Below are 12,266 nucleotides of genomic sequence, written 5' to 3' on the forward strand. Positions count from 1 at the left end.
TCTCGTACTTCATACGAGATGAGAAACGAAACGTGCATCCTTGATACCGAAAATCCGACAGGAATCCTCGGCGCGCTCACCCCCCCCCAAACAAGATCACGGGCGGGCACACGGAACGGCCCTAATAGACGAGAAGGTAGAGTTTGTCCCCCTCGAAAGCCATCTCAGCGACGGGATCGAAGGAGTCATAGTTCACGTTTCCGAAAAGCCGCTCCTTGTCCTCGGCGCTCATCTCCTCGTTAGCATAGGCCGTACCCTCGTATTCGTTAATCATATTGGTTGTTGTCCAATATGTCGCGATGCTCCATGCCCTGTCGCGGAACAACGGGGCATTAACCGGATCTCGACCCATGCTCGGCGAGGAATCCGATGTCCTCGAGATAGTTGTGACAACGCACCCCGTCTCATTTTCGTAGTCGCGAATGGCGGTCTCAACCATCTCGGCATACCAACGTTCCTGTTCGTTTATCTGAAGCTCGACGCATGTGCCGATTCTGCAAACAACAATTCCCGCAATCAGGACAACTGTAATGACGGCAACATTGAGCGCCTGCGCCGGCTTGGACGGCTCTGGCCACTTCGCACAAATTGACATGAGCAAGAGTCCAGAACTTGCCCCAAAACACCCAAGGAGCGTCCTTGCAGACATATCGTGATTTGCAGAGATGATCTGCACCGCAAACATCATGGACAGCATTGCCGCAATAGCCAGAAGGGACAGGAGCATCCTGAGAGGCTGACCACCGTTCGAACGCACCGTCAGGAGTAGAGCCCCAGCCAAAGGCGCCGTCGTCGTAAACAGGAGCAGATAGGGCAAATTGGAGTCCATGCCTCCGACGAACACATGGCTCAGGTTTTCCAAGACAAACAGGACATTCCCGGCAATCATCTCTAGGCTCAGAGCGCTCTCCCGCACGGGAAGGGAGGGGTCAACCATCCCACGCGCAACGAACAACGCATAGACCGCCTTTGCCCCAATCATGCTCAACAGGCCCGCGGCAAGCACCGCAAAGGCACTGCAAACCGCAGTGCGAGCAGCGTGTTCAAATCTTCTCGTGGACTCGGAGAGAGAGACGCCGATCGCAAGCTGGAGGTATATGAAAAGGGCAACCTGGTAGCACCAGGAAGAAAGCAGGAGGCAAATCACGACCACAAGCCATCTAAGCGCCTTTTTCCTTGCATCGCAGGCACGTTCGTCCGCAAGGATCGTCGCCGTCACATACAAGGCGCAAAACACAAAAAACAGTGCCGGGCCGTAAATCATTACGTAGCACTCGGGAAACCTCATCCAGTCCAGGAAGAATCCGTTTACGAAGAGGATGAGAAGGGCGAGGTCCGCAAGTAGCACCTTAAAGCGGCTCGCCCTCGCACAGTCTGCGCTGCTATCGCCGCCTGAAATGAGACGCCCGGCGACAACCGCCACGCACGTCGATATAAGCAGCAGGAACAAAACCGTCATTAGCGGCTGAACGGCCGCCTTCTGAATGTCCAGGAGATATGCGCCCTTCGCAAACAGGAAGCCTAGCGGACGACCGTTCCTGATATTAACCAGAGAGTCGTCCCTGGCGTATACGGCATACGTATCGCCCGAATAGTGAACGCGCAGAAAGGTCCCGTACGAAAGCAAGAGGACGCCCATATTGAGCAGTACACGACAAAGGAGGCTTACGCCGACACCTGGGAAGTCGCCCGCGCCGTCATCGCTCGACGAGCGGCGTCGCCCCATCCCGTTCTTTTCGTAAGACGTGCTCACCACGGCCGTCCCACCTCGCCTCTCAAACCGTGCCTCCAACTAGGCGCGATCGCGCCGGAACAAGCCCGCAAGGCAGCGAGAGCGTTTTGTCCCCTCCAGCGTGGCAACGCGGATCACGTCGCCCCTCATGGAGCTGAGCTCCATCAAACCGCTTCCCGACACCTCCGGCAGCAGGCGAACTCGGAGGTCCTCCTTCTCCAGCTGGCGAACAGACTCAACAAGGCTCTGGTTGCCGGGCGCATAGACAGCGATTTCCTCATCGTCGTCCACCGTCGCGACAAATGCGCGAAGCTCCGCGTCGGAGGTCGCCAGGCCCGCGAATACGATCACGGTCTTCCTAATGCCCCGAGCGCCGCACACGCGGGCAAAAAAGGCATCCGGCTCCTCGAGAAGCTGAGTCAAATCGTTCCAGTCATAGTCAGACCAACACGCCTTGTCGAGAAGCCCCCTGGCCTCAAGCTGCCTAAACTCGTCAAGAAACCTATCGAAGAACTGCTCGCAATACCTTCGCGCGAGACGCCATTGGTTCCAGCAGTAGCCCTTAAACTGTATGTTTGCGATGGCGGTGGCAAATGAGTCGTAGCGCTCAGTTCCCTCGGGGCGCAAAAAGCGCCAAACCTCGGCGTATTCCTCGCAAATGGGAAAGACCTTGGACGGGGACTTAACCGACGAGCCGGAGTTATCGATGCGGTAGTGAAGGTAGCCCTGGCTTGCAAGGGCTACCTTCTTCGCCGCCATAAGCGCCTTGAGGTTAAACGAGGTGTCCTGAAACGACGCCCCCGGGGTTTCGAGAAATCTGATGCCTTCCTCCACTAGGAAGGCACGCCTATAGAGCCCACTCCAGATGGAAGCGGCGCTCCAGAGAACGCGCCTGTCATCAGCGACCGAATAGGGTTCTCCAAAGGGCAGGCCCTGACCGAGGTTCTCGACAAGGCAGTCGCTCTGGGGATCGTCTCCCGTATGGTGCTCGTAGTAGTTGCTCTTCACCATGTCCGCACCGGTGTTCTCAGCGAGCGCCACTAGGCGCTCGAACATGTGCGAATCGGCAAAATCGTCGGGCTCGACGATGCCGACATAGTCCGACTCGCACATGTCGAGACCGATGTTCATAGACGCGCCGTAGCCGCTGTTCTCTTTCGAAATAACCTTGAACCGCGAATCGGCACGAGAATAGTTAGCGAGAATCTGGGGCGACGCATCCGTCGAACCGTCGTTTATACAGACGAAGCTAATGCTCTCGTATGTCTGGGCGGCCAAGCTGTTAAGACAGTGCTCGAGATACTTCTCGACGTTATAGACCGGGACCAGAACGGTCACTGATGGCTTGTCCATAAGCTATTATTCCCTGCCGCGAAGCGTTCGTCCGATTTTCTTTGCGACCTCGCGACGCCTCGAGCCAAGCGGCATAAGAGGGTCGACTATCTTGCGAATCGGGTTGTTTTCGCCCAGTGCAGGAGCGGGCATCCTGTTCTTCTTGGGCCTGGTGTTGCAAAGCAACGCAATGAGGTCCTCGTAGAACGGAGTCTCGCGAGCATACTTCCAGTAGTGCTGCCCCCAATCGCAGCCAGGGAGGTTCCAGGGCTTATCGCACCCAGCATAGTGGCGAATGAGCGGGTGCTGGCGAGCGGACATGTATTCCTTGTACGCATATGCGGGAGCAAACGGGTAGACATTCGCAACGCGGTTTCCGCAGTCATGCATAACGTTCCACGCCTGGTCGAGGTAGACAACACGGCCCTGACAGTGCGCATTGAGAACATCCTGGTCATCGAAGATGAAGTCCCGGACGCTTGCGAACTCCAGCCACTGCCTCGTCGAATACGCCTTTCGCATCTCCGCAATGTTCAGCAGGAGCACTCCGGCCTGGAAATAGGCATAGGGATCCTTCATCCCAAGCTTGGTCTTCGTGTACTCGAGACGCCAGCCGTCATTCATATTCAGATTGCCCAGGTAGTCAACGTCGCGCGTCGCAGCGAGCAGGTTGTCGCCAAGCTCGATATCGTACAGCTTCGCGACGTCGCCCTCGATCACGAGGTCGGAGTCAAGATACAGGACTTTCTTATACTCGGGCATAACGTGCTGGATGATGAACCTGTAGTACGTCTCAATGCCAATGTGAGCGTTATTGGTCGCGAGGTCAAACTCGTTCATCACGGAAGAGACATCGTGAAAACGAAGCATGACATTATCGCTCTCGCCAATGAGGCAATCGCGCATGAGCTCCTGATGCTCGCCGGTAATGTTGCTCGTCAGGACAACGACATCATAGAAGCGTGTCGGATCTGCATTGTCCAGCATCGACCTAATGGTGGTGGTCACCATGGGCACATAGCCATCGTCCGCTGCGAATACGACGGGCACGATCTTCCTGTCGGACGCCTCCTCATACGGAACAGACAGCTCGAGCCTACTCCTCTCGGGATGCTCGAACTGAACGCTCTGAAGCTCCTTGACGCGCAGGTTGGCGCCGGTCCTCTCCTGGTGGAGGAGGTAAATGTTGAAAAGGCGCTCGGCAAGATGGCCAGGGGTCCTAATCGCCTCAACACTATAGAGGGAGAAGTCGGTCGCCTCGACAAAGCGCTCGAGGATCGGAAAGAGCCAGGCGCAATAATCCTGGAAGACCTTCTTGCGCATGATGAACATGTTGCAGAAACGGGAGCACTTGCCCAGAAGGAACGCCTCAGCATCCTCGGCATAATCCGGGTGCATCTCATTCAAAATGGCAATGACGCGGTGTAGGTCTTCCACATGAAGGAGGGGCGCAGCCTCATATTGTGCAAGGGGCGTATGATCCGGACCCGGGAACTTGCTCAGGTCCTTGCTTTCCGTCGTGATGACGTCATAGCCTTCGATCGCCTTGAGAATAGTCTTGTCATCGAGCCCGTAGCGCTTCTGGGTCTGGCCGTTAATGTAGCCGTCAAGGACCATGCCCCAGGCGTTCTCCTTGTGACTCACATCGGAAAAATCGAAGTAGCGACGGTAGTGACAGAAACCGTAATACTCGGCATCGACATTCTTCCAAGCCCAATACTGCGTCGTAAGTTCGCAATACATCGGGTTCTGGTCAGAGATATTGTCCCCTTCATCATCGTGGAAGGCCCAGGGGAACTTATAGGCGGCATTGGCGCAACCGACCTGGACCGGCTGGAAGATCGTGCTGTCGAACAAATCGACATCCTTGTGGGTCGAAACAAAAATACGGACCGGCGACGCCCCGTACTTCGAATTCCTTGAACGCACCTTAATCTCCTCGATATGCTCCGCTGCCGACTTCCTGTACTTCAGATACATGTGCGTCGGCTCCTCACAGTCACGCATAAGTTCCTCAGCACGAGCCTTCCACTTCGCATAGAGAGAGGTCTCCGAATAAGGCTCGCCCTTAGAGAGCGCAGAATACGACAGGTCCCTCGCGAAGCGCATAAGATTCGTAGCAGCCTCCTCCCGACCAGCAAGATCCACGAATGCGGAAAAGGCCTTTTCCTTTTCCGCAAGAGGGACGCGCTCGAACCACTCGTTTGCAGCGGACTCGACAAGTCGGTCGTTGAAAGCACGCGCAGCAGCCAGAACCTTCTCGTCACCAAGAGAAGCAGAGATATCTTCCGCCGCCCTGGAGCAATCGAGAAGGTCACGCGTCTCAGTAATGAAGCGGTCAGACGTCAGCTCGCGGTCGCTCGTAACTCCCCTGCCAATGTGATAGAGATAACCGGTAATTTCGTCATGCGAAACCTCGCCCGTCGAAAGACTGGCGAGCACGAATGCCTCGTAACCATCCTCTGCGCGAGAGAGACGCTCGGATGTCATCCTCTCGAAAGCCGCTTTAGCAAAGGAAGCGCCAACCAGTCTGTGATCAACGTTCCAGTCTTTACCGCCTTTGTGAGGAGGGGTCTGGAAAATGGCCGAAAGAAGCTCGTCCCTATCAAGCTGCCCAAAGCCTGAATTGGCCCAGGCCTCAAATGAACGTGCGCGTCCTTCGTCGACATCCTCGCCCACACACTTAAGACCAAAGTGGACAATTTGACGTTCTTCTGACGGAAGGACCGCCGACAAGAGCCGGAGGGTATCAGGATCGAGCTCGTCATCGGCATCCAGGAACGTAATAAAGTCACCGCTAGCAGCGGCAACACCATCTCGCCTCGCAAGATGGGCGCCACCATTCACGGTCTTTGCCAGGACAACGAAGCGTTCGTCTTCCGCTGCATAGCGCTCGGCAATCTCCTTGCAGTTATCCGGACTGGCATCAATGACAACAATCGCCTCCCAGTCAGCGAACGACTGGGCCTTCAGGCTATCAAGACAACCCGGAAGGTATTCCGCGTTGTTGTAGGCCGGAATCACAACTGAAAATTGCGGCATAACGCTGCTCCTTTTATTTAACGACCCGCCATTTTATAGTCCATGACCAGGCCCTGACGCATCTGCCAACCGTCCACGATAAACTATAGGAGTACACAAGCGGCAAGAAAGCATCACGCTCGCCAGAAACTCAGGAGATGGCACAACTTGCAAAACGATTCGTTCACTGCCGTGTACAAAACAGCCGCAGAGGCGCTTTCCGTCCGCTCCACTATTCGTTAGATTGATTCTGGGTGTCACATCGCTTAATCTTCACCGCGAACATGCGTCTTCGCATATCTAGAACGAATACTCCAATCGCAACCGAAATCAGATACACAAGAATGAGCTTAATTCCAGGAGAATGATTGATTATCCGATGAACAAGAGTCATCTTTCCGACCGGTTGCAGATTGACCAGAAGAATATGAATCAGGTAAACATAAAGTGCGGCGCCTGATAGCTTTTTAATGACTGATTGCACTTCTACCGGCAAAGCTCGTAACTTGATCTCTTCTTTTTTTAATAGATGCAAGAGAAACAATGATTGCGCAACGCATAACGGCGATGAAATGCTAATTGGATAGGAATTATACCCTTCAGCTACACATCCGCTGAAATACCCATTTGAGGTCAGGCCCCAAATTATCATTGCGCACGTGCAAACAAAATAACCCGCTGCACACAGCGGGGCCGAAATGTCGTCCAAAAACGTTCTATATCTTCCGATGTATCCACCCAATAGGTAGTAGAAAGCGCAAATCGAATTGAACCGCGTCAACGAAAACAACTGATTGATGCCTAAATCATCAATTGGAAGAAATGTCTTGCAAAGGGGGACGATTACACTTGCATAACATGAGAGGCAAATTAGATAACGCATAAGACGTTTGTCATTAATCGCCAGCGAAAAGAGCGGAGTAACAAGATACAGATACAGAATGGAATATAGAAACCAGTAAGTATCATTAATCCTGTTACCAAGCAGACGAATGACAAAATCGATTGCCCCGCTTGACGACGCAATCAAATTAGCAGAATAAAAGTAAGCCGGGAATGTGGAGTACAAGAAATAAAAGAGAAGACTACCCGCCAGAAGAGAGACGCCAACTCTTCTAAACCGATTCAAAAAGAAATGAGTCGTCGAATACCGCTCGCGATAGCCAAGCAGATTCATACCACTGATCATAAAGAAAACCGGAACGGCAAAAATTGCTGCCGCTTGGAAAGCAACGGACTTTACCCAAGAGGCATCCATACTCGGCGAAAACACTCCTAGTGATACATGAAGGGCAACTACCGCAAAGCTCGACACAATATTCAAAACATCAACGAAATAGTAGCGTTCTCTTGTTGCTAAATTCTTACTCACGTCGTCCGCAATCTGTTGAGATATAGCAAAATCCAATACTATCTAGGAAATGAAGCCCCGCGAACGGGTCAAGCCATATCCGCCCTACTCCTCCTCGTCCTTCTCCCAGGTGCGCTCGGAGATGACGTAGCGGGGCCTGTGCTTGCTCTCGAGGTAGATCTTGCCGACGTACTCGCCGATCACGCCGAGCGACAGCATCTGGACGCCGCCCATGAAGCACACCGCGGCGGTGGTTGAGGCCCAGCCGGCCACGGTGGCGCCGGCCGCGTGCGCGACGAGCACCCAGATGATAGCGACGAGGCTCGCGAGGGCCACGGCGAGGCCCGTCCACGTGATCAGGCGGATGGGCTTGACCGACAGGCTCGTGATGCCGTTGACCGCGAGCGCCAGCATCTTGGAGAGCGGGTAGTGCGACTCGCCGGCCATGCGCTCGTGGCGCTCGTAGTAGACGCTCGTGCTCCTGAAGCCCACGAGCGGCACCATGCCGCGCAGGAACAGGTTGACCTCGCGGAACTCCGCCAGCGCGTCGAGGGCGCGGGCGCCCAGGAGGCGGTAGTCGGCGTGGTTGTAGACGCACTCCACGCCCATCGAGGAGAGCAGGCGGTAGAAGGACTGCGCCGTGAAGCGCTTGAAGAACGTGTCCGTCTCGCGGCTCGAGCGGACGCCGTAGACGACGTCGCAGCCGTCGAGGTAGGCGTCGACCATGGCCTCCATCGTCGCGATGTCGTCCTGGCCGTCGCAGTCGATCGAGATGGTGGCGTCGCAATGTCCGCGCGCCTCCATGAGGCCGCCGAGCAGGGCGTTCTGGTGGCCGCGGTTGCGGGAGAGCGAGCAGCCGCGGAACGCCGGGTCGTCCGCCGCCAGGCCCTCGACGAGCTCCCAGGTGCGGTCGCGCGAGCCGTCGTTGACGAGCAGGACGTGGCTCGCGGGGTCGACCTTGCCCTTGGCGATGAGGTCCTCGAGCTCGGCCTTGAACAGGCCGCTCGTGATCGGCAGGACCTCCTCCTCGTTGTAGCAGGGGATGACGATGGCTAGGACTGGCGGCTTGCGCATGGGTGCTCCATAGGTTGCGTGTTGTTGCGGACGCGGGGTTCGTGCGTCCGACGGCTACTGATGCATTTTAAGCGGCTTGATATCCAGGCGACTCATCAGATTATTGTGTCACGGCTTTTATCTCGAGAGCGACAAGGCTCCGCCACCGCAAGCGCTACATAAAATAGAGAATACAAGAACAGGTAGCGTGCCCTGCATTCAAATATCAGCAGAAATGCCGATAGCATTAGCAGAGACAGAGCCATTACGGCAGCAAATCGCATGGAGCTATGCTCGCAAGATTGATCATGCTTGATAGCTCTAAAACAATTCATACAGGCAAGTACTAGCACTGCCAGCCAAATCGCCTGCTCAATAAGCCTGAAGCCGCGTTCTCCCCTGACAAATTCTGGAGATTGCTGCTCCTCCTGATCCATCGTTATTCCATAGATGCTTCGGACTATAGTTGATTTTCCCGTAACCGAAGTGAAGAAAGTGCCCTCTACTTTCCAGGCAAAAGTACCGTCTGCATAAGTAGTCAAATTTTTTTGAAACAAAAGCTTTGCTAGTCCTGTAGGCCCAAGATTTTCAAGGTGCTCGCGCCACAATTGAATTTGCGCTGCCTTTCGCTCTCTAGGATCAGCAATCCCAGATGAGAGCACATTTTCTTCAACCGAGTACACCCCTCTCGCGTCTGGATTAATTCCCATTGCCAGAAAATGAGTCATTCCATAGGAGGCGTTAGGGTTGATATCCACATAACTTCCCGCAACGCAGTGGGAAGTTACGCCAGCGAGTAGCAAACCGCACACCACTGCAATTCCGCAAAGTAAAGAGCTAACTTTAGTAAATGAAGACGAAAAAACGGAATTAGCATTCCGACGCGACCTCATAATCGCCGACAGACAGCCAAAAAACGCTATAGAAAGAGTGACAAATATAACGGTTGGCTTTACTCGATATCCCAACAGGGTAAAGAAGGATATGAAAAATGCAGATGGGATGCGCTTCGGTATGCACACCCAGCTCCATAGTATAAGGGACACGAACAACAGCCCAAAGGTATCTGAGTAGGGGACCATGACCCAAGGACTCAACCCTACCAACAAACTCGAAATCAGCTGAAACTTAATCGCCGGCAATTCACCGAATTGCTTCGCGCAGACCTCGGAAACTAAGAGGATAGAAACATCCACAGAAGCAAGGCTAACCACGGACAGCAACGTATACGGATTGACGGAAATCACCTTTGCAAATGCGGCAATCTTAGTGAATAGGCCAAAGAGAAATAGCTGGTTTGGATACTGGGACAAATACCCAGCATAAGTAGATAAATCAACAACGCCTCGTGCTCGCGCTGTAAGCACCTCGACATCCCAACCGTTTGTAAAGCCGCAAGCCCACTGAAGATACAGCTGGGCCAGAAGAAGGGATACGAATAGCACGCCCCTCAATAAATGGGCGTTTCCATTAACAGTATCAACGGCCTTATCCTTCCTGCCAAAAAAGAAAACAAGGCCAATAATTAAAAGGCACATGGGAAGCACAACCATGACAGATTTAACCTGGGTGCTGGCTTTACATGCATAGTCAAAGAAAGGGGCAATGCCAAGGACAGAAAAAAGGGTGAACGCAAGATACGCACCGAATACCAAGAGGGTCATTCGCATCGCTGCACCCAATAAATGTTCACGGCTCAAAAACATAATCCTCCAAATTAGCGGCGATTCCTACGCCTCATGCATCTCATGCATGAATGCCATCAAGTTTTTCATGTTGCGCTCGATACATCTTCGCCCAAAGCACCGCAGCAGCTTTACCTATAAACCACAACCTTAGTGCCGCGCGGGATGTTGTCATAAATCCACTTAGCCTGGTCGATTTGCATACGGACACATCCGGCAGAGATATTCATACCGAGGCGCCCGTCCATAATGTTTCGTGTGCCTGCATAGTACTTGACCGAATGGAAAAGGTAATCCGCATAGAACTGCGTCCAGTAGTAACACGAGTAGCCATGTTCCTCTCCGAACGAATAGCCCTTGTTGCCAACCGTGAACTGGCCAACACGGGTCGGGGTATTTGGCGCGCCGGACGAGCAGAGCCAGAAGTTCTGGAGCTTCCAGTTGCCCAGGCTGCCGTTAAAGATGCCCACGCGGTTCTGGGTGATGTCAACCAGGATCAGCCAGTTGGTCGAGCTGTGGTAGCTCTGCGCCTTCAGCGCCATGGCTTGCTGGGCGGGCGGGAGATAGGTGGTCCTACCAAACGTGAACCTCTGGCCGGAAGAACCGTTCTCCTTGTCAATGCAAACGTTAGCGCCCGCGGACGGACCACCCGTAATCGTCAGAACGAGCGACGGATCGAGCGCGGAAGAGATCACATATCCTCCCGCACGATACTCGATGTTCCAACGCTGGCCCTTTCCGCCATTTGCCGTGAACTGCTGGACATTCCTCCCCGCCGCCGCGACGCCGCCGTCAACGTCGAGGACCTTACCCGTCGAGCAGCTCTTGAACGTGTAGGTTCCATCTGCATTGCGCGTAGTGATCCACTTCTGGTGGCCGCCATCGTTGTTCGTCCACGCCAGAACGTTGGCGCGGTCTGCGCTGGAGCCGTTGGAGACATCAAGCACCAGATTGGGCGCCGAAGCAGCACGGACATGATAGGTGCCCGACGACAGGATGGCGCTCGCAGGCGTTACCACAAACTTCTGAGACGCCGAATCGGCCGCCTGGCTCAGCCCCACAACGGAGTCGAAGGATACGCTCGCACTCAGACGCATACCGGGATTCGAGACGCTCTCGAACGAAACAGCGCCGGAGCTCGCGACGATTCTCCACCACTGCGAGGGATCATCCGCCGCAAGGCGCTGCGCAACGCCGCCGTTGACCGCGGCGAGGCGCTTGGAAGAGCACGCCGACTCAATCGTGTAGACATCGTTACCTTGGGCCTCAACTGGCGCGATGTACCACCTCTGGTTTGGGTTGCCCGACGCACGCCAGGCAAGTATCTTTGCACTGTCTTCAACAGAGCTGTTTGCCAGATCGATTGCGAGGGTTGAGTCCGTCGCAAAGGTAATAGAGTAGACCCCGGTAGAAACAAGACGGTCTCTTTTCACGAGCCTGAAGCGCTGAGTGGCCGTCCCATCTATCCTCCAAGCGTCAACGTTGGTCCCAGCGGAGGCCGAGCCTCCAGACACGTTGAGCGCGAGTCCCGTCGCCTTGTTGACGAGAGAGACCGTTCCGTCACCGTTCGAGCGGAGGGAGAAGAGCCTGCAGGCCTTCGAAGCATCCGCAGGCTGCTGCGCGACGTTGGCACCAGGGAGGACGTCGGGGCTCTCCACGTTAAACGCAAGACCCGAACCCGCGTTGATGACGAGGTAGTAGCCGTCGTGGCGCTCGAAACGGAACGCCTGGCCCAGCGTGCCGTTCGAATACCACGAATCGATATTGGCGCCGGCGCGCCTCGAGGCTCCATACACGTCGAGCGCCATACCCGGGGCGCACTCCGGAATGATGTCATACCATGCGCTCTCGTCAATGAGCCCTTCATCGCTCGCCGGCACGCTGGGACGTGCGTTGACGAATTCGAAGGTCTGCGGGGCACCACCGCTAGCGCTCCAGATCTGTACGTTGGTGCCATTCGCCGACAGCCCGCGATTGACGTCAAGCACACGGTCGGGGCGAACCGCGGAAACGAGCCTTGATTATCAACTTTATCCGAACACCTCCCACATTCATCCGCACATGTGCGGATGAATGTGGGAACCCGATACCC

The 12,266-nt window shown here is 54.8% G+C and carries 7 protein-coding genes; all 7 read right to left on the minus strand.

The annotated features are described in order from the left end of the window. Positions 1-121: 121 nt before the first annotated feature. Positions 122-1,756: a hypothetical protein gene (locus ABCN07_RS06705; RefSeq protein ID WP_343005947.1), complete on the minus strand. Its 1,635-nt coding sequence runs from the start codon at positions 1,754-1,756 to the stop codon at positions 122-124. A gap of 36 nt (positions 1,757-1,792) precedes the next feature. Continuing rightward, positions 1,793-3,085: a glycosyltransferase gene (locus ABCN07_RS06710; protein ID WP_343005948.1), complete on the minus strand. Its 1,293-nt coding sequence runs from the start codon at positions 3,083-3,085 to the stop codon at positions 1,793-1,795. 6 nt (positions 3,086-3,091) lie between these two features. Then, the gene (locus ABCN07_RS06715) at positions 3,092-6,106 is read right to left on the minus strand and encodes a DUF4422 domain-containing protein (RefSeq protein WP_343005949.1); all 3,015 of its coding nucleotides are present in this window, start codon (positions 6,104-6,106) and stop codon (positions 3,092-3,094) included. 211 nt (positions 6,107-6,317) lie between these two features. After that, positions 6,318-7,457, minus strand: a complete 1,140-nt coding sequence (locus ABCN07_RS06720) for an acyltransferase (protein ID WP_343005950.1) — start codon at positions 7,455-7,457, stop codon at positions 6,318-6,320. An 84-nt stretch (positions 7,458-7,541) separates the two neighbouring features. After that, complete coding sequence (locus tag ABCN07_RS06725; protein WP_343005951.1) at positions 7,542-8,510, minus strand: glycosyltransferase family 2 protein; 969 nt, start codon at positions 8,508-8,510, stop codon at positions 7,542-7,544. Between the two features lie 95 nt (positions 8,511-8,605). Continuing rightward, the gene (locus ABCN07_RS06730) at positions 8,606-10,195 is read right to left on the minus strand and encodes a hypothetical protein (RefSeq protein WP_343005952.1); all 1,590 of its coding nucleotides are present in this window, start codon (positions 10,193-10,195) and stop codon (positions 8,606-8,608) included. A 110-nt stretch (positions 10,196-10,305) separates the two neighbouring features. Further along, the gene (locus tag ABCN07_RS06735) at positions 10,306-12,162 is read right to left on the minus strand and encodes an RICIN domain-containing protein (RefSeq protein WP_343005953.1); all 1,857 of its coding nucleotides are present in this window, start codon (positions 12,160-12,162) and stop codon (positions 10,306-10,308) included. Positions 12,163-12,266 lie beyond the last annotated feature (104 nt).

Origin of the sequence: Collinsella sp. 1033st1_E11_1033SCRN_220408 (genome assembly GCF_039062465.1) — a bacterium.
Lineage (GTDB): Bacteria > Actinomycetota > Coriobacteriia > Coriobacteriales > Atopobiaceae > Parolsenella.